We start from the raw sequence: 18,868 nt of genomic DNA, 5'->3' as shown, positions 1-18,868 counted from the left end.
CCCCTACCAGAACCGCTGACACGACGCCAAATACCCGGTCACCGCACACTACCTTTACTTGCCGCTTGCCGCTCAACGCTCGCCGCTGCTTCACCGCGTCTCGTTGAACAGCTCGCGCCCGATCAGCATGCGGCGGATTTCACTGGTGCCAGCGCCGATTTCGTAGAGCTTGGCGTCGCGCAGCAGACGGCCTGCGGGGAATTCGTTGATGTAGCCGTTGCCGCCGAGAATCTGGATGGTGTCCAGCGCCATTTGCGTGGCCCGTTCGGCGCTGTAGAGGATGACCCCGGCGGCGTCCTTGCGCGTGGTTTCGCCGCGTTCACACGCCTGCGCCACGGCGTACAGGTAGGCGCGGCTGGCGTTGAGTTGGGTGTACATGTCGGCGACCTTGCCTTGGATCAGCTGGAATTCGCCGATGCTTTGGCCGAACTGTTTGCGGTCATGAATGTAAGGCAACACCACGTCCAGGCAGGCTTGCATGATGCCGGTCGGGCCGCCGGAGAGCACAACACGTTCGTAGTCCAGGCCGCTCATCAGGACGCGGACACCGCCGTTCAGCGCGCCGAGCAGGTTTTCTTCCGGGACTTCGACGTCGTCGAAAAACAGCTCGCAGGTGTTGGAGCCGCGCATGCCGAGCTTGTCGAATTTGCTGCCACGGGAAAACCCTTTCCAGTCGCGCTCGACGATAAACGCGCTGATGCCGTGGGCGCCTTTTTCCAGGTCGGTCTTGGCGTAGATAACGTAGGTGTGGGCGTCGGGGCCGTTGGTGATCCAGGTTTTGCTGCCGTTGAGAACGAAGCGGTCGCCGCGTTTATCGGCCCGCAGCTTCATTGACACCACATCGGAACCGGCGTTGGGCTCGCTCATGGCCAGGGCGCCGATGTGCTCGCCGCTGATCAGCTTTGGCAGGTAGCGGGCTTTCTGCTCAGGGTTGCCGTTGCGGTTGATCTGGTTCACGCAAAGGTTGGAATGAGCGCCGTAGGAGAGGGCGACGGAAGCGGACGCCCGGCTGATTTCTTCCATGGCCACCACATGGGCCAGATAGCCCAGGCCCGCGCCGCCGTACTGCTCCTCGACGGTGATGCCCAGCAGGCCCATGTCACCGAACTTGCGCCACATGTCGGCAGGGAACAGGTTCTCCTGATCGATCTGCGCCGCGCGAGGCGCCAGTTCCGCCGCGACGAAGGCCTGCACCTGGTCGCGGAGCATGTTGATCGTCTCGCCAAGGCCGAAATTGAGCGTGGGGTAGTTCATGAGACTGCGTTCCCTTGTTGTTTTTGGAGGGTCTATCAGACGGAAATGATCTGTATCACCTTTACGTTAACGTAAACCTGAGGGTGAGGGGATGTCAACGCGGGGCATGAGTACGGTTGAGAAAAGAAATGAGGAGAAGGGGTGCGATCCGGCCAGAATCAAGAGCCTGACCGCGCTGCGATCCCGCCTATACCGAAGGTACAGGCGGTGCGGGAAGGGTCAAACCCCCGCCTTGGCCAGCATCGCGTGCAGCAACACATTCCCACCGGCTTCCGACCAATGAGGATGAATGTGCTCGGCTTCGTTGTGGCTCAGGCCGTTCACGCAGGGCACGAAGATCATCGAGGTCGGGGCGACTTTGCTCAGGTAGCAGGCGTCGTGACCAGCGCCGGAAATCATGCGGCGATGGCTGTAGCCGAGCTCCGAAGCGGCCCGTTCCACGCGGTCGATGCAGTCGGCGTCGAAGGCGATCGGCGCGTATTGAAAGATCTGCTCCAGCTTGAGTTGCAGGCCGATGGTGTCAGCGATGCCCTGCACTTCCTGACGCAACTGCCAATCGAGCACTTCCAGCACGGCTTCGTTGGGGTGACGAAACTCGACGCTGAACACCACGCGCCCCGGCACCACGTTGCGAGAATTGGGGAAGACGTTGACCCAGCCCACGGTCGCGCGGCCTTCATCGCCCTGGGCAACCCCCATGGCATTGACCGCTTCGACTACCCGCGCCAGACCGAGCAGAGCGTCCAGACGATGATCCATGGGCGTTGTGCCCGCGTGGGCGCTGCGTCCGGTGAGTTCAATTTCGTACCAGCGTTGGCCTTGAGCACCCGTCACCACGCCGATGGTCAGGCCTTGTGCTTCAAGGATCGGGCCCTGCTCGATGTGCAGCTCAAAGGCGGCGTGAATCTCGCGGCCGCCCATGGGCTCGCTGCCTGCGTAACCGATGGCTTGCAGCGCTTCGCCGAGGGTGATGCCCTTGGCGTCGGTGCGGGACAGGCCGTATGCCAGGTCGAACACGCCGGTGTAGACGCCCGAGGCAATCATCGCCGGGGCGAACCGAGAGCCTTCCTCGTTGGTCCAGTTCACCACTTCAATCGACCGATCGGTCTGAATGTCGTGATCGTTCAACGTGCGGATGACTTCCAGGCCCGCGAGCACACCATAGATGCCGTCGAATTTGCCGCCAGCCGGTTGTGAATCGCCGTGAGAACCGGTGATCACCGGGGCCAGGCTGTCGTCACGCCCCACGCGGCGAGCGAACATGTTACCCATGGCATCGACGCGCACGGTGCACCCGGCTTCGGTGGCCCAGCGGGCGAACAGGTCGCGGCCAATACGATCCTCCTCGGTCAGTGCCAGCCGGGAAACGCCGCCCTTGGGCGTGCCGCCGATTTGCGCCATTTCCATCAGCGAGTCCCACAGACGTGCGCCGTTGATGCGAGGGGCGGCGCTCATGATTGCGGCTCCTGATCCTTGACCTTGTAGCGGAAATTGCAGTGACTGGCGCCTTGCATCAGCGTTTGAGTGCGGGTGAGTTCGACGTTGGGGTCGTAGCCGACGATGAACAGTTCGTCGCGGTTGCAGGACAGCAGGTGGCCGATCTCGCCAAGGCCCATCTCGTGGTACATCTCGGCGTAGCGGCAGCGGTGCACGTCGTAGTCGAAGTGGGTGGCGTCGCTGGCGATGATGTCGACTTTCAGCGCGTCGTCTTTTTCCCACAGCTCTTGCAGGGCCACGAAACCTTCGAGGCTTGGGCCTTCTGGCTCGCGGGACGCGAAGTAAGCCCCGGCCTTGACCGCCGCTTGGGAAACCGCTTCGCCAATCACGGCCTGGGCGTGCTGTTTGCCGTAGTCGCGCACCAGTATTTCGTAGATTGGCTTGATGATCTCAGCCTCGATTCGCCGCCGGGCCAGAATGCCCAGTTCACCTTCGACAGCGCTCATGTGGTTTTCCTCGGGTTCACGGTGTGAGAGGGGCCTTTTATGAAAAGCAGGTAGGCCTCGTTGGAAAGAACACTAATTAACCATTCTATATTTATCAACTGTTAAGGCTATATAGGCTTATAACAGTCTGGATACCGGCGTTATTTAGTGCTTTTCGGCGTTTAATATCCGTAATAAGCTCAATACATGAATAATACAGAACAGTTTGAAAGCGACCCGCCGCTGCGTGCCGTGCGCACCTTCGAAGCCTTCGCCCGTCACGGTGGAGTGAATGCCGCCGCCCGTGAATTGGATGTCTCGCCGTCGGCCATCAGCCATCAATTGCGCCTGCTGGACGATTTTCTCGGCCAGTCGCTCACTTCACGGCAAGGCCGCAACCTGATCCTCACCGACGACGGCCGGGAGTATTACCGGGCGATCCGCTCGGCGTTCGCGGTGTTGCGCAGCGCCACCGAGCACGTGCGCGAGCAGTCCGCGACTCGGCAGGTCACCATCAGCCTGATCCCCATGCTCGGGATCAACCTGTTCATCCCGCGTCTGGGCGGGTTTCTGGCCGACAACCCGGCAGTCGACGTCAACGTGACCTACGCCAACCACCGCAGTTACCCCAGCGATGCGGCCGACATTTCCATCCGGTTCGGGACGGGGCATTGGCCGGGGTATCAGAGTGAGCCGCTGATACCGGGTGACGTGACCGTATGGTGCAGCCCGTCGCTGCTGGAGCGCGTCGGCCCTATCGATTCACCTGGGTCGCTGATCGACCTGCCGTTGCTGCACGATGAAGAACGCGGCACCTGGGCGCAGTGGTTTCAGCGTGTAGACGTTCGCCATCCGGGCGCGTTGCAGGGCTTGCTCTTCGAGGACGGCCAGTTGGCAATGACCGCCGCCCTCAATGGACTGGGCTGTGCGCTGCTTCGCGAGCCATTGGTGGCACCGCTGCGGGACCGGGGTGAATTGGTGAAACTGTTCGACCACGCGCTAGATGACGGGCGCGCGTATTACCTGTGTCGGCGGGCGGACGGGGAGTTGTCGAAAGAGGGGATGAGTCTTTACAGCTGGCTGAAGCGGGTGTTGATGATTCAGCCGCTGTCGACGGAATCGCCAAGCGCCGAATCGCGTCCATAAAAAAGCCGCCAACCCGTTATCTCGGACGGTGTGGCGGCCTGAAGGACATCCATCAAATCGGCGGATTTGATGGATCGAACGTTAGCAAGCTACCGAAGCCTCGACCATGTGAATTTTGGCAAATCTCTATTACTTAACGGGCAACAATCCTTCGCACATGCCTGAACACAATCCATAAATCAGATTGTACCCAGCGCTTGGGCGAGGTCCGCCCGTAGGTCTTCGATATCTTCAATGCCCACCGACAGGCGCACCAGCGAATCGCCGATCCCCAGCTTCGCCCGGTTTTCGGCAGGAATACTGGCGTGGGTCATGATGGCCGGGTGTTCGATGAGGCTTTCGACGCCGCCGAGGCTTTCAGCCAGCGCAAACAGCTCGACTTTCTCCAGGAATCGCCGGGTGCCGGCCAGGTCGGTGTTCAGGTCCAGCGAGATCATCCCGCCGAATCCGCGCATCTGCCGACAGGCCAGGGCGTGTTGCGGGTGAGTCGGCAGGCCGGGGTAATAGACCCGCGCCACCTGGGGCTGGCGCTCCAACCATTGCGCCAATTCCAGCGCGTTGCTGCTGTGGCGTTCCATGCGCAGGGCCAGGGTTTTCACGCCGCGCAGGGTGAGGAAGGCGTCGAAGGGCCCGGCGATGGCGCCCACGGAGTTCTGCAAGAAGCCCAAGCGTTCAGCCAGCTCAGGGTTGTCGCCGACCACGGCAATGCCGCCGATGACGTCCGAATGGCCGTTCAAGTATTTGGTGGTCGAGTGCACCACGATGTCGAAGCCCAAGGCCAGCGGGTGCTGAATCCACGGGCTGGCGAAGGTGTTGTCGGCCACGCAAATGATCCCGCGATCCCGGCAGACGCGTGCGATGGCCGCCAGATCGCTCAGGCGTAGCAGCGGGTTGCTCGGGGTCTCGACCCAGATCATTTTGGTGTCATCCTGCAAACCGGCTTCGAAGGCCGACAGGTCGGTCATGTCGACGAAGCTGAAACGGTGCCCCGCGCTGCGTTTGCGCACCTTGTCGAACAGCCGGAACGTGCCGCCGTAGAGATCATCCCCGGACAGAATGTGCGAACCCGCGTCGAGCAATTCCAGCACCGAGGAAATGGCCGCCAGCCCCGAGGCAAAGGCAAACGCCTGGGTGCCGCCTTCCAGATCCGCCACGCAACGCTCCAGCGCAAAGCGCGTCGGGTTGTGAGAGCGGCCGTAATCCAGCCCCTTGTGCACGCCAGGGCTTTCTTGCAGGTAGGTGGAGTTGGCGTAGATCGGCGGCATCAGCGCACCGGTGGACGGGTCGGGTGACTGTCCGGCGTGGATCACGCGGGTGGCAAAACCGTGGGGCTTGGCGTGTTCGTCGTGCTGACTCATGCAAGGGATCTCCGCAAGTGATTGAGCAGGTCGACGCGGGTGATCAGGCCGTGGAAGCCCGAAGCGTCGGCGATGATGGCGACATGGCCACGGTCCAGTTCTTCTTGCAGCCGGGCAAGGGAAGCGTCGGGCGGCAGGGTGTTCAACTGATCGGTCATGGCGCTGGCGACGGTGGTGCGAAAGTGAGAGGTGTCGTTGTGCACGTCCAGCAGGATGTCGGATTCGTCGATCACCCCCACCAGCCGTGTGTTGTCCACCAGCACCGGCAGTTGCGACACGTCGGCCAGGCGCATGCGCTGGAAGGCGGTGAGCAACGTATCGTCCGGGCCGACGCTGATCACCCGGCCATCCTCGAAACGACGGGCGATCAGGTCACGCAGGTCGCCGTATTTGGTACGTTGCAACAAGCCCTGGTCGGTCATCCACTGGTCATTGTAGACCTTGGATAAATAGCGGGTGCCGGTGTCGCAGACGAAGCTGACCACGCGTTTCGGTACGGTCTGTTCGCGGCAATAGCGCAAGGCAGCGGCCAGGAGCGTGCCGGTAGACGAGCCCCCCAGAATGCCCTCGGCGCGCAGTAACTGCCGGGCGTGTTCGAAGCTGTCTTCATCGCTGATGGAATAGGCCTGACGCACGCTGGTGATGTCGGTGAAGGAGGGGATGAAATCTTCGCCGATGCCTTCTACGGCCCAGGAGCCGGGGGTGGGCAGCGTCCGCGTGCGGCTGTATTCGGCGACCACCGACCCGACGGGGTCAGCGAGGACCATTTCCAGGTCCGGTTGCACGCGCTTGAAGAAGCGGGTCAGGCCGGTGAGGGTGCCTGCAGAGCCGACCCCGACGACGATGGCGTCCAGATCGTGTTGGGTCTGCGCCCAGATCTCTGGCGCGGTGCTGCATTCGTGGGCGAGCGGGTTGGCGGGGTTGTTGAACTGGTCGGCGAAGAAGGCGTCAGGTATTTCACTGGCGAGACGAGCGGCGACGTCCTGGTAATACTCGGGATGGCCCTTGCCGACGTCGGAACGGGTGATGTGCACCTCGGCGCCCATGGCCTTCAGGTGCAAGACCTTTTCGGTGGACATCTTGTCCGGAACCACCAGCACCACGCGATAGCCTTTGGCACGGCCGACCAGTGCGAGGCCGAGCCCGGTGTTGCCCGCCGTGGCTTCGACGATGGTGCCACCGGGGCGCAAACGGCCGTCGCGCTCGGCGGCGTCGATCATGGCCAGGCCAACGCGGTCCTTGATCGAGCCGCCAGGGTTTTGCGATTCAAGCTTCAGGAAGAGGGTGCAGAGACCGGTGTCGATGCGACTGACGCGCACCAACGGGGTGTTGCCGATCAGTTCGAGTACGGCTGGACGCGAATCAGCTGACATGTCAAATCCTCATGTGCAGAACACTCATCGGATGGACAGCAGCATAGTTCAAACGTGCACCGGAATGAGGCGGGGCAGCTCTAGTCGCTCATCAACTCCCTTCCAGCAACTTCGCATCCTGGAAGAAATAATCTTTCCACGAGGTCGGCTTGGTCTTGATCGCGCCGACGCGGTAGAGGAATTCGGCCATCGGGTAGGTGTTCTTCGGGTTGATGGTGAATTCGAACTGTGGGTTTTCGATGATCTTGATCAACTGCGCATGGTCGATGCTGGACTTGGTGACGCGAATATAGGTGTCCGCCGCGCCCGCCTTGTCGCGCTTGATGTAGTCCGCGGCATCCGCCAATGCGTCAATGAACGCCTGATAGGTCTTGGGGTTGTCCTCACGGAATTTTTCCGTGGCGAACAACACCGTCGGCGAGTTCGGGCCCAACACGTCGTAGGAATTCAGCACCACATGGACGTTCTTGTTCTCCACTTCCTGCTCCTGAAACGGCGGGTTGGAGAAGTGGCCGTTCAGCTCGGTGCCACCGGTCTTGAGGGCTGCGGCGGCGTCCGGGTGCGGCAGGTTGACGGTGTATTTGTCGAGCCGGTTGTATTCGGCATCGCCCCATAACTTCGCCGACGCAAATTGCAGGTAGCGCGATTGCACCGACACGCCGACGGCGGGCACGGCGATGCGGTCTTTCTCACTGAAATCAGCGATGGTTTTGACGTTGGGGTTATTGCTCACCAGGTAATACGGGAAATTACCCAACGAGGCGACGGCTTTGACGTTCTGCTTGCCATGGGTGCGGTCCCAGATGGTCAGTAATGGGCCCACGCCCGCACCGGCGATGTCCACGGCGCCAGAGAGCAGGGCGTCATTCACCGCCGAGCCGCCTGACAGCTGCGTCCAGTCCACCTTGATATCGACGCCCGCTTCCTTGCCGTGCTTCTCGATCAACTGCTGATCCCGTGCCACGTTGAGCAACAGGTAGACCACACCAAACTGTTCGGCGATGCGCAATTGACCTTCGGCCTGAGCGGCTTGCGGCGCGCCCAGTGTCGCGGCCAACACACTGGCGGCCAGCGTCGGCGCAGCGCCAACGCGGCCTTTGCCAGGAATTGTCGAGCGTTTTTGAGGCATCATAGGCTCCATCGTTTGAGGGACCGGAGCACGCCGCGCCGTCCTTGATGGAAGCGACTTTATAGATATAACCAGCGTTATTTAAATATCAAAATCGCATATCAATATGTTCGCGAAAGCAGACCTGCCGAAGGCGCGTATCAGCGCCGAAAGGCCCCGGGGCTGATGCCGAGCCGTTGGGTGAAAGTCGCGGTCATGTGCGCCTGAGACGAAAACCCACAGGTGTGTGCAATGTCGGCCAGCCGTTGTGCCGGGTCGCGCAACAGCGAACGGGCGCGAGCGATGCGGCGGTCAATCAGGTAGCGGTGAGGGCTGGTTCCCGTCGCCTCGGTGAAGGCACGCATGAAATAGCCCTCGGACAGGTCGAGCAGCACGGCCATTGCCTGCACGCTGATGGGCTCACTCAAACCGGCGTCGAGAAACTCGTCGAGCAAACGCAGGCGGCGAGGGGTGATCGATCCTGATCCTGCGCTCTCAGCATCGGCGCAGACGCGACTCGCCAGCGTCCTCGCCCAAAGCTCCCAGTCATCGTCCGACGCTGGCTTCAACAGCGCGTTGCGCATGCGTTGAGCCAGGCGAATGGCTTGAGGGTCGATCCGGTTATTGAACGGGCGTTCGTCATTCAGCGCCCAACCATCGGGGCGCAGCACCCGAAGATATTCGCCCCCCTTGGACGATTGCGAATAGACGTCACACCCGGCAGGCACGAAGGCCAGTCCATTGGGCAGGGCATCGAACGGACGCACCCGGTCGCTGCCGATCGCATGCACACCGCGCTGGCTGTCGAAGGCGAAACCGATGGACGAATGCACCGCGACGTAGCGGGCTTCGTACGCGCTGGCAGGCAGCAATTCGATCAGCCACGGCCCGACGACGGCGCGTCGGACCGGGTCGTTGAGGGGCAGAGAGGCAGGCTGATCAAGGGTGCTCATGGGCCTCATCTTACTGAGCGTTTCAACGAAGGTCAGGTGGTTTTTTTGAAAGCCTTCATCGTGGCCCGACGCCTAGACTCGGCAAAAAACAGGAGAGCACCATGCCCGGATTGACACTGCACGACATCGAAGACGCGGCCCGCCAGGTGTATCAGGTCATGCCCCCGACGCCGCAGTTCGTCTGGCCTTTGCTGGCGCAGCGTCTGGGCTGCACCGTGTGGGTGAAACATGAGAACCACACGCCGACCGGTGCGTTCAAGGTGCGCGGCGGCATCACCTACATGGCCTGGCTCAAGCGCAACTGGCCGAACACCACCGGCGTCATCGCCGCCACCCGAGGCAATCACGGGCAAAGCGTGGCGATGGCGGCGCAGGCACTGGGGATTCGGGCGGTGATCGTGGTGCCGAAGGGCAACTCGGTCGAAAAGAACAAGGCCATGGCCGGCTTCGGCGGCGAGGTCATCGAGTACGGTCAGGACTTCGACGAGGCCCGTGAAGAAGCGATTCGTCTGGCGCAGGTCGAGGGGCTGTTTCTGGTGCCTGCGTTCCACCCGGAACTGGTCAAGGGCGTGGCGACCTATGCGCTGGAGCTGTTCAAGGCCGCACCGGACCTGGACACCGTGTACGTGCCGATCGGCTGCGGTTCGGGAATCTGCGGGGTGATTGCCGCCCGCGATGCGCTGGGCCTGAAGACTCAAGTGGTCGGCGTGGTCTCCACCGAAGCCGACGCGGCCAAGCAGTCTTTTGAAGCCGGCGCGCTACGAGAAACGGCGTCGGCCAACACCTTTGCCGACGGGTTGGCCGTGCGTAAGCCCGTGCCCGACGCCTTCCGGATTTATGCCACGGGTGCGGCGCGGATCGTCTCCGTCAGCGACAGTGACATCGCCGAAGCGATGCGGGTCTACTACGCCGACACGCACAACCTGGCCGAAGGCGCCGGGGCGGCGGCACTGGCGGCGCTGATGCAGGAGCGGGCGGTGATGGAAGGCAAGCGGGTCGGGGTGATTCTGTCGGGGGCGAACGTTGATAAACAGATTTACGCAAAGGTCTTGGGCTGAGGTGCCCACGCGGGTTTACAACTGCGGGAGCTGCGCGCGAATGTGGGCTTCCATGGCGGCGACCGGCCCGGAGGTTTTCTGGCGGTCGAGTTTCAGGGTGATGGAGATCTGCGGCAGCGCGGGCAATCCGCTGTCACTGCGCAGGATGTGCAGATCGGCAGGCACGGCGGTCTGAGTCAGCACGGCGACGGCCTGACCCGACCGCACGACCGCACACAACCCGGTCAAACTGTGGCTGGCGTAGGCCAGGCGAAACGGTCTGCCGACGGCTTCGAGGCTGTTGACGGCGGCCTGATGGTCGAGGGTGTCCGGGTCTGAGAGGGCGAGTTGCAGCGTCTCCATCTGCGCCGCGTCGCTGCCCTTGGCGCCCACCCATACCAAAGGTTCCAGGCGAATGGTTGAGGGGGCGTTGTCGGTGTGCGCTTCAGAGATGATCGCGATGTCCAGCAAGTGGGCATTGATGCGTTCAATCAGCCGTGGGGTCGGTGCGCAGAACACTTCGACCTGCACCTGTGGGTGCAACGCCGCGAAATCCCGGAGCAGGGCAGGCAGAAACACCGTGGCGTAGTCGTCGGGGCAGCCCAGCCGGATGATCCCCGAGAGCGCGTCGCCACGCAGTTGTGCCATGGCTTCGTCGTGGGCGCGCAGAATCTTGCGCGCATGGGGCAGCAGCCGTTCGCCATGGGCCGTCAGGTTCACACCTCGACCGGTGCGGGTGAGCAGCGGCTGACCCACGATGTCTTCGAGGCGTTTCATCTGCATGCTGACGGCCGCCTGAGTGCGGCCAACGCGGCCAGCGGCCCGGCTGAGCGCGCCGGTTTCGGCAATGAGAAGAAAGGAGCGCAATAGATCCAGGTCGAGGTAGCTGCTCAAGGGAAGGCATCCTGTGAAATCAGGGGCACAACCAGGGTTTATCCCTGGATAAGTCAATTGCGATGACGTGATTCACGCCTTGGCGGAGGGCTTTGGCACCTCGATCCATTTCTCGAATCCGTCCAGCAGGATCGACACCCCGGTTTCATAAGTGGCAGGACTGTTGAGCGAGGCGAACGGCGCTGCGAGAAACGCCGCACCCGGATAACTGTCGTTGGCGAAGCGGGCAAGGTAACCGCTGATGAAATCTCCATGGGTCTTGGGCGACTGACGGTTTTCCTTTTCGGCGGCGATGACCGACACGAACAACAGCAGCAGGTGGTAGATCATCGCGCCCATGGGCCCCGAAACGCCCATGCTCATCAGAATCCGTCCCATGTGATCGAAGTACGCCAGGCCGTAATCGGTCTCGCCGGGCTGGACCCGCTGAAACAGGCGAAATTTGTTCTCGGTCAGGATGTACGTCGCCAGCCCCGGCCAGCGGCCCATGGTGTCCAGCGATGACAGCGCGAACTGTTCCAGATCGTGACGCCACGCGCCGGTCGGCGCTGGCAGCCTTTCCAGACGCTCCTTGAACGCGGCGTTGATCACGGCGCTGATCAGTTCGTCACGGCTGCCCAAATGGTAATGCACCATGCCAGCGGCCACCCCGAGTTCCTTGCCGATCCTGACCATGCTGACTTCGTTCAGGGATTCGCTGCGGGCGATCCTCACGGCGCATTCGATCATGGCTTCCCGCGAGACATCCTGGCCGCTCTTGGGCCGCCGTCCGACCTTTTTGACGGGCGCGGCCTTGGGGGTTGCAGCGGCTTTGGTTTTCTCTGACATCCGACAGTTCCCTGGAATTAATTGATACGGCCTCAGATTATCACTGCCTGTCACGTTTTCTAAAGCCCTCAATGAATGCAAGGCCAGAGCAGGGTTGCAGGATCAGGGAGAGGGAAGCCTCAGAAACTATTTTTCGAAACGCTAATTGACACCCTCTCAGATAGTGCTCTATCTTCTGCTCAACGCCTAATTGAGCCTGTCTCAAAAAGGCGATCTCAACGGCCTTTCGAGGCTTGGCAGGAGGGCCCACAGTGGCTGATTCCAATAACAAGAAAGTGGCAGTGACGGCAGGTTTGCGCGGCGCGTCCTGGCAAGCGGATCGCATGACCGTTCCGTTCAGCTCGACGCCGGTGCCGCTGACGACACAGGACGGCCAGGGCGCACTCGGCGTGCTCTTCTCCCGAGGCGGCGAGCGCAAAGTGCTGTTCATCATGCACCCCCGGGAGTTGGTGGTGACCCACTACCTGGTGCCGGATGCGCTTGATGCGGGGTGGGCGTGCTGGGTGCAAGGCGCGCGCTCGATTGGCAATGACCTGCGTCTGGAACACGAATTCGCGCTGTACGACGTCGCCGCAGGCATGCGTCATCTGCGTGCCGCCGGGTTCGACACCATCGTGCTGCTGGGCAATTCGGGCGGCGCCGGTCTGTTCGCTTACTACAACCAGCAATCGACACAGGCCGCGGAAAAACGCATCGATAAGACCCCGGGCGGCCGCGCCACGAAGTTCGACACCGCCGAATTCCCGGTCGCAGACGGCATCGCGCTGGTCTCGCCGCATCCCGGCCAAGGCATTCTGCTGATGAACGCGTTGGACCCGTCGGTGACAGATGAGCGCGATCCATTCTCCACCGACCCGACGCTGGACCCGTTCAGCGAGGCCAACGGCTTCCGCATGCCGCCTGACTCTGCCGGTTACAGTGCAGACTTCATCGAACGTTATCGGGCGGCGCAGCGTCAGCGTGTCGAGCGTATCGATGCCCATGCCCGTGATTTGATTGAACGTCGTCAGGCAGCACGTCATCGCCTGAAAACCAGTGGCGCGAACGCAGACCGGGCGCTGGCGGCGCACGGGGCGATCTTTCAGGTGTGGCGCACCGACGCCGACCTGCGCAGTTGGGACATCTCCCTCGACCCGTCCGACCGTTTCGTCGGTTCGTTATGGGGCGCAGACCCCTTCGTCTCGAATCTGGGCAGCGTGGGTTTCGGTCGTATTGTCACCCCGGAATCGTGGCTCTCGACCTGGTCGGGCCTGTCGTCGAACGCCTCTCTGGCCCAATGCGCGCACGCCATCGAACAACCCACGCTGTTGATCGAATACAGCGGCGACAACGCGGTATTTCCGCAGGATGTGGACGCGATTTATGAGGCGATCCCGGCTTCACGCAAAGAACGGCACCGCGTGCGTGGCAACCACCACGGTCAGGCACTGGAGGCGGGCGAGACGTCCGGCCAGGTCCTCGCGGGCCAGCACCTGAGACATTGGCTTCAAGAAAACTTCTGACAAGACAAAGGCGTTCGCTCATGACAATTACAAAAAATGAATCCGCTGCTGTACACACCCCACGACTGAACCGCGTCGCCGAGCCGATTGCCGGTGTCGTCTATCCACCACAGGCCGACCTTGACCGCTACGTCGCGGGCGGCGCATTGCGCCACGAAACCCTTGTTGACGGGCTGAAAGAGGTGGTTCGGCATCACCCGGACAACGTCGCGCTGCTGGGTCCGAAACTGCGCATGACCTACCGCGAGCTGGATGCGCTGTCCACTCGGCTGGCCGGGGCCTTCATCCAACAAGGGCTCAAGCCGCTGGATCGCGTGATCTATCAGCTGCGCGACAGCGAGCAATTGGTCATTTCGTTCTTCGCCTGCCTCAAGGCCGGTCTGATTCCGATCTGCACCATGGCCGCCCACCGCGAACGTGAAATCGGCTATCTGGCCAACCACGGTGAAGCCAGGTTGCACATCGTGCAGGGCGATGAAGTCGAGAAATTCGACAGCGTGGCCTTCGCCCGCAAGATGCAGGAAGCGGCGCCTTCCCTGAAACTCATCATGCAAGTGCGCGGCGAGCCTCAGGACGGGGTGCTGTTTCAGGACGCACTGATCGCGGGAATCGACCTGGTCGAAGCCGAAGCGCTGGTGGGGCAGGTGCGTCTGGACCCGTTTCAGGTCGCCGTTTTTCAGCTGTCCGGCGGCACCACCGGCGTGCCGAAAATCATTCCGCGCTTCCACAACGAATACCTCTACAACATGCGCTCGGTGGCCAAGTGGCTGGGCTTCCGTCCGGACGACACGCTGTTCATGCCGCAACCGATGGTGCACAACCTCAACATGGGGTGCTGTTTCGGGCCGTTCCTGATGACCGGCGGCACGGTGACGATCACCCCGGATCTGCAGCCTGAAACCCTGATCTCGTTGATCGCCACCACCCAGCCGACCTGGCTGATGCTGGGCGGCCCGATCATTGCGCGTCTGGAGTCGGCAATTCAGGAAGGGCGTGTGGACCTGTCCAATGCCCGTGGCGTGATCGTCGCCAACAGCGCAGCCAAGTTGCAGAAGCTGCTGGGCGTACGCACCCACAATATCTTCGGCATCACCGAGGGCGTGATCGCGTTGACTCACCGCGATGACCCGGCAGAAGCCCATGACACCACCAACGGCCGCCCGGTGTCCGAGTTCGACGAGATCCGCATCGTGGTGCCCGGCACGGACGAGGACGCCAAGCCCGGCGAAATCGGCGAGCCGGTGTTCAAGGGCCCGTACACCATTCACGGCTATTACAACGCCGAAGACCGCAACCGCGAGACCTTCACCCGCGACGGCTACTACCGCTCCGGCGACCTGATGTTCACCAAACTCATCGACGGCAAGACCTACTACGTGTTCTGCGGCCGTTTGAAGGACCTGGTCAGCCGTGGCGGCGAAAAGATCAACTGCGAAGAAGTGGAAATGGCGGTCTCCGGTCACCCGGCCGTTGCGGCGGTGGCGGCGGTCGGCTACCCGGACCCGGTGTTTGACGAGCGCCTGTGCGTGACGCTGGTGCTGCGCGATGGTTTTGCTGCGCCGAGCGTGGCCGAACTCGGGGAGTTCCTGCAGGACTACGGACTGGCCAAGTTCAAGTGGCCGGAGCGCGTGGAAGTGCTGGCGTCGTTCCCGCTGACCGCGTCCGGAAAACTCAGCAAAGAAGGCCTGCGCGACATCGTGAAAAAGAGTGTCGAGGCTGAGCGTGCCCAGCTTGCGGGCTGAATCCGGGCTGTCGAGTTCATTTGATTAAAGGGGCTGCGCGTCAGCCCCCTGGCAACTGGCGTCCTCCGACGCCGTTCACAGGAGTCGTTCCCATGACTGTAAAACAGCCCGTTCTCAAAGGCGTTCACCACAGCGCCAGGCCCACCTGGAAGCTGCGTGAAACCGTGGAGTTCTATCGGGACAAACTTGGCCTGCCATTGGTGCATGCCATCTCGGCACGCGCCTGGGGGCCCTCCAATCATCCCGATTTCCTGCACTTCTTTTTCGACAGCGGCAACCACAGCACCATCGCGTTTTTCTACTACATCAACACCGAACAGCCGGACTTCACGCTGCCGGTGGCCGACTATCGCTACGAAGCGACGCACACCGCGTGGCGCGTGGACACCCGCGAAGAGTTGCTGGAATGGCGCGACCGTCTGGAGGCACAGCAGATCCCGTTGATCTTCCAGATCCGCCACGAGTTGATCGAGTCGATCTACTTCAACGACCCGAACGGCTATTACATGGAAATCACCATTCAGGAGCGTCCGATGAACGCACTTGATGGTGAGGACGCGTCCCGCACGCTGGAAGCGGCGATGGCCCATGAAGACGCGCACCTCGCGGGTAGTGCACCGTTCGTGGGGATTGATCAGGTCTGGCTGGACAAGGCCGCCGATATTGCGCCGGACAACACCGACGAGGTGGTGCTCTTCGTCCTTGATGCCCCGGAATTTCAGCCGCTGGTGGACGCCGCCCGAGCGAACCCGGATTACGGTCTCGAACACCTGAGCAATGGTTACTGGAAAATCACGGCCCAAGACGCGCTGGTGTTCGAACGCAAGAAACTGGGTTTCGTCCCGGCATTGTGGAATGCGGCGCTGACCGGCGGGTTCGTCGGTCAGGTCACCGAGTTTGACCGCTATCGCCTGCAGATCAGCCGGGGAGCGCAATGATGAAGGTGGCCATTGTCGGCGGCGGTCCGTCCGGTCTGTACCTGGCGCTGTTGCTCAAACGCAGTGCGCCAGACTGGTCCGTCGAAATCATCGAACAGAATGCCGCAGACGCCACGTTCGGCTTCGGCGTGGTCATGGCGGACACCGGTCTGCAACAGCTGCGCGAAGCGGATGCCGGCTCGTACGACGCGCTTTCCGAAGCGACCCGGCAGCACCAGCATCAGGTGATCGTGCAGGACGAAACCGCCATCGGTTTTCGCCTGCCGGTGAAGGGCGGAGCGATTCCGCGCCTGACTCTGTTGCAGATTCTGGAGCGGCATGCGGAAGCGGCGGGGGTGGTCATTCATTACTGCCAACGCATCGACAGCACGGCCGATCTGGCGCGATTCGGGCTGCAGGACGCGGACGTCGTGGTCGGTGCCGATGGCATCAATTCGGTCATCCGTCGCGAGTTCGAACCGGGTTTCGGCACCACCACCCACACCCTCGGCAATCACTTTGCCTGGTATGGCACGCCGAAGGTCTTCGAGGCGTCCGCACTGGTCTTCCGCAAATACCAGGGCGGGCATTTCGTCGCGCACTATTACGCCTACAGCGATGAAATGAGCACCTTCGTCGCCGAATGCGACGACGCGACATGGGAGCGTCTGAACCTCGGCGCGCTGTCCGAAGACGCGCGTCAGGCGTTGATGGAACAGATATTCGCCCCTGAACTGGAAGGCGCGCCGTTGATCAGTGGCAACGTGCGCGTGGTCTGGCGCCAGTTCCCGGTGATTCGCAACGCCCATTGGGTCAGCGGTCGTCACGTGCTGGTGGGCGATGCCTTGGCCAGCGCGCATTTCTCCATCGGCTCGGGCACGCGCATCGCCATGAACGACGCCATTGCACTGGCGAACGCGCTGCTGTCCCACGAGGACAACGCGCTGGCAGGTTTGCAGGCCTATGAAAGCACCCACCGCCCCAGCAAGCAGAAGCTGATCGGTGCGTCCGAACGTTCTTACCTGTGGTACGAGCGGATGGGGCAGTGGATGGACACGTACACCCCCGAGGAATTCGTCTACCAGTTCATGACCCGCACCGGGCGTGTCGACGACGATCGCCTGCGTGACCAGTACCCTGAGCTGATGGTGCGCCTCGGGCGTACGGGAAGTGCGGCATGAACGGCGGCATCGAATACGTCGTCGCCGAACGGCCCTTCATTGTCCGGCGCACGGTGCGCTGGGTCGACTGTGATCCCGCCGGTGTCGCGTACACCGGTCGTTTCACCGAATTTCTGATCGGCGCGGTCATGCATTTCTACGGCCATATCGGCTGGGGGCCTGAAGCCAGGACCGGCCACGGCGGCCTCGCCTGCAAACACATGTCGTTGACCTTCAACAAAAGCCTGCCGCCGGGTTTGGTGGTGGACATTCGTATCGACGTGGGCGAGGTCCGTCAGCGCACGTTCGATCTGCACGCCACCGCGTTTTTGCCGGACGGCAGCGTGGCGTTCGAAGGGGTGTTCTCGCCGATCTGCGTCACCCCGCAGATGACCGGCCTGCCACTGCCCGATGCGCTGAAATCGGCACTGCGCGAGCATCAGCGCGCGACAGGAGGTCACCATGCGTGAAGCCCTGATCGTGTCAACGGCGCGCACGCCCATTGGCAAAGCCATGCGCGGCTCGCTCAATCACATCAAGTCGCCGACCCTCATGGGCCACGCGCTGCGCCATGCCGTGGAGCGCGCCGGGGTCGATCCTGCGCTCATCGACGACGTGGTGATCGGCACGGTGTTGGCAGCGGGCACCGCCGGTTCGAACCTGGCGCGCAATGCGGTGTTCGCGGCCGGTCTGCCGGTGTCGGTGAGCGGGATGACCCTCGACCGGCAATGCTCGTCCGGGCTGATGGCCATTGCCACGGCAGCCAAGCAGATTCTGCATGACGGCATGGAGGTCGTGGCCGCTGGTGGGCAAGAAAACATCTCTGCCGTGCAGGATGCTTATTTCCAGTGGGTGGCCCAGGAAGCGGATCGCACCGTGCAGCAAGCCGTGCCTCACGCCTACATGCCGATGCTGCAAACCGCCGAACACGTGGCGCGCCAATACGGGATTTCCCGTGAGGCGCAGGATGCGTTCGCCCTGAGTTCGCAGTTGCGCACGGCCCGCGCCCAAGCCAACGGCCTGCTGAACGACGAGATCGTGCCGATCAGCGCGGAGCGTCGCATCGTCGACAAGGAATCCGGCGCGGTGCGTTTTGAGCCGGTGCTGCTGGCGCGGGACGAGGGCAATCGGGCCGACACCACCCTCGACAGCCTGGCCAAGCTGTCGCCAGTCATCGCGGGAGGCAGCGTCACGGCGGGCAATGCCAGTCAGCTATCGGACGGCGCCAGCGCCTGTGTGCTGATGGACAGTCGGCGTGCGGCGCAAGAGGGCGCCACCCCGCTGGGTCTGTACCGCGGCATCGCCGTGGCGGGCTTGGCGCCGGAAGAGATGGGCATCGGGCCGATCTTCGCCATCCCCAAACTGCTCAGGCAACACGGGCTGACGGTCCAGGACATCGACCTCTGGGAGCTCAACGAAGCCTTCGCCTGCCAGGCGCTGTACTGCCAGCAGCAACTGGGGATCGACCCCGAGCGCTGCAACGTCAACGGCGGCGCCATTTCCATCGGCCATCCGTATGGCATGACGGGCGCTCGCCAGGTCGGGCACGTGCTGCTCGAAGGCCGACGACGCAAGGCGCGTTATGCCGTGGTGTCGATGTGCGTGGGCGGTGGCATGGGCGCAGCGGGGTTGTTTGAAATCCTCTGATCGGGCGCTTGCGATAAACCGTTTTTT

General features: G+C 62.4%; 17 protein-coding genes. 8 read left to right on the top strand and 9 right to left on the bottom strand.

The features are described 5' to 3' along the window. Positions 1 to 90 precede the first annotated feature (90 nt). From ACWKWE_RS04460 to ACWKWE_RS04450, 3 genes are all read right to left on the bottom strand, one after another. Positions 91 to 1,254: an isovaleryl-CoA dehydrogenase gene (locus ACWKWE_RS04460; protein ID WP_483849789.1), complete on the bottom strand. Its 1,164-nt coding sequence runs from the start codon at positions 1,252 to 1,254 to the stop codon at positions 91 to 93. A 219-nt stretch (positions 1,255 to 1,473) separates the two neighbouring features. Next, positions 1,474 to 2,709 carry a Zn-dependent hydrolase gene (locus tag ACWKWE_RS04455; protein ID WP_483849788.1) on the bottom strand — a complete coding sequence of 412 codons (1,236 nt, stop codon included), beginning with the start codon at positions 2,707 to 2,709 and terminating at the stop codon, positions 1,474 to 1,476. Then, positions 2,706 to 3,197 (bottom strand): L-2-amino-thiazoline-4-carboxylic acid hydrolase, encoded by a 492-nt coding sequence (locus tag ACWKWE_RS04450; RefSeq protein WP_166594580.1) that lies wholly within the window; start codon positions 3,195 to 3,197, stop codon positions 2,706 to 2,708. The genes ACWKWE_RS04455 and ACWKWE_RS04450 overlap by 4 nt, the downstream gene beginning before the upstream one ends. Positions 3,198 to 3,383: 186 nt before the next feature. On the opposite strand from ACWKWE_RS04450, the gene ACWKWE_RS04445 reads away from it, so the two are divergent. Further along, a complete protein-coding gene (locus tag ACWKWE_RS04445; protein WP_483849787.1) occupies positions 3,384 to 4,322 on the top strand; it encodes a LysR substrate-binding domain-containing protein in 939 nt (312 codons plus the stop codon). A gap of 179 nt (positions 4,323 to 4,501) precedes the next feature. Here ACWKWE_RS04445 and ACWKWE_RS04440 read toward each other — a convergent pair whose 3' ends face one another. The 4 genes from ACWKWE_RS04440 to ACWKWE_RS04425 all read right to left on the bottom strand — a co-directional run bounded on the left by ACWKWE_RS04440 (position 4,502) and on the right by ACWKWE_RS04425 (position 9,123). Beyond that, the gene (locus ACWKWE_RS04440) at positions 4,502 to 5,680 is read right to left on the bottom strand and encodes a cystathionine gamma-synthase (protein ID WP_483849786.1); all 1,179 of its coding nucleotides are present in this window, start codon (positions 5,678 to 5,680) and stop codon (positions 4,502 to 4,504) included. Further along, positions 5,677 to 7,053 (bottom strand): pyridoxal-phosphate dependent enzyme, encoded by a 1,377-nt coding sequence (locus ACWKWE_RS04435; RefSeq protein WP_483849785.1) that lies wholly within the window; start codon positions 7,051 to 7,053, stop codon positions 5,677 to 5,679. Before ACWKWE_RS04435 ends, ACWKWE_RS04440 begins: the two co-directional genes overlap by 4 nt. A gap of 91 nt (positions 7,054 to 7,144) precedes the next feature. After that, positions 7,145 to 8,185 carry an ABC transporter substrate-binding protein gene (locus tag ACWKWE_RS04430; RefSeq protein WP_483849784.1) on the bottom strand — a complete coding sequence of 347 codons (1,041 nt, stop codon included), beginning with the start codon at positions 8,183 to 8,185 and terminating at the stop codon, positions 7,145 to 7,147. 137 nt (positions 8,186 to 8,322) lie between these two features. Next, entirely contained in the window at positions 8,323 to 9,123 is an 801-nt protein-coding gene (locus ACWKWE_RS04425; protein ID WP_483849783.1) for a helix-turn-helix transcriptional regulator, read from the bottom strand. 92 nt (positions 9,124 to 9,215) lie between these two features. Between ACWKWE_RS04425 and ACWKWE_RS04420 the strand changes: the two genes are divergently transcribed. Further along, positions 9,216 to 10,172 (top strand): threonine dehydratase, encoded by a 957-nt coding sequence (locus ACWKWE_RS04420; RefSeq protein WP_483849782.1) that lies wholly within the window; start codon positions 9,216 to 9,218, stop codon positions 10,170 to 10,172. Between the two features lie 15 nt (positions 10,173 to 10,187). Here the strand turns inward: ACWKWE_RS04420 and ACWKWE_RS04415 are convergent, their stop codons facing one another. Together ACWKWE_RS04415 and ACWKWE_RS04410 are read right to left on the bottom strand one after the other, a co-directional pair. Continuing rightward, positions 10,188 to 11,045, bottom strand: coding sequence for a LysR family transcriptional regulator (locus ACWKWE_RS04415; RefSeq protein WP_483849781.1), 858 nt, complete (start codon positions 11,043 to 11,045; stop codon positions 10,188 to 10,190). 72 nt (positions 11,046 to 11,117) lie between these two features. Then, the gene (locus ACWKWE_RS04410; protein ID WP_483849780.1) at positions 11,118 to 11,873 is read right to left on the bottom strand and encodes a TetR/AcrR family transcriptional regulator; all 756 of its coding nucleotides are present in this window, start codon (positions 11,871 to 11,873) and stop codon (positions 11,118 to 11,120) included. 251 nt (positions 11,874 to 12,124) lie between these two features. Here ACWKWE_RS04410 and ACWKWE_RS04405 point away from each other — a divergent pair, with 251 nt between their 5' ends. From ACWKWE_RS04405 to ACWKWE_RS04380, 6 genes are all read left to right on the top strand, one after another. Continuing rightward, entirely contained in the window at positions 12,125 to 13,375 is a 1,251-nt protein-coding gene (locus ACWKWE_RS04405; protein ID WP_483849779.1) for an alpha/beta hydrolase, read from the top strand. Between the two features lie 20 nt (positions 13,376 to 13,395). Beyond that, complete coding sequence (locus ACWKWE_RS04400; protein WP_483849778.1) at positions 13,396 to 15,117, top strand: AMP-binding protein; 1,722 nt, start codon at positions 13,396 to 13,398, stop codon at positions 15,115 to 15,117. Positions 15,118 to 15,209: 92 nt separating this feature from the next. Beyond that, positions 15,210 to 16,055, top strand: coding sequence for a VOC family protein (locus ACWKWE_RS04395; RefSeq protein WP_166594570.1), 846 nt, complete (start codon positions 15,210 to 15,212; stop codon positions 16,053 to 16,055). Then, positions 16,055 to 17,215 carry an FAD-dependent monooxygenase gene (locus ACWKWE_RS04390; protein ID WP_166594569.1) on the top strand — a complete coding sequence of 387 codons (1,161 nt, stop codon included), beginning with the start codon at positions 16,055 to 16,057 and terminating at the stop codon, positions 17,213 to 17,215. Before ACWKWE_RS04395 ends, ACWKWE_RS04390 begins: the two co-directional genes overlap by 1 nt. Further along, positions 17,212 to 17,664 carry an acyl-CoA thioesterase gene (locus ACWKWE_RS04385; RefSeq protein ID WP_483849777.1) on the top strand — a complete coding sequence of 151 codons (453 nt, stop codon included), beginning with the start codon at positions 17,212 to 17,214 and terminating at the stop codon, positions 17,662 to 17,664. Before ACWKWE_RS04390 ends, ACWKWE_RS04385 begins: the two co-directional genes overlap by 4 nt. Then, entirely contained in the window at positions 17,657 to 18,841 is a 1,185-nt protein-coding gene (locus ACWKWE_RS04380; RefSeq protein ID WP_483849776.1) for an acetyl-CoA C-acyltransferase, read from the top strand. The genes ACWKWE_RS04385 and ACWKWE_RS04380 overlap by 8 nt, the downstream gene beginning before the upstream one ends. Positions 18,842 to 18,868: the final 27 nt, after the last annotated feature.

It is taken from the genome of Pseudomonas salicis, assembly GCF_057128705.1.
Note: the sequence above shows the minus strand (reverse complement) of the source record. Positions and strands in the feature narration are given on the sequence as shown.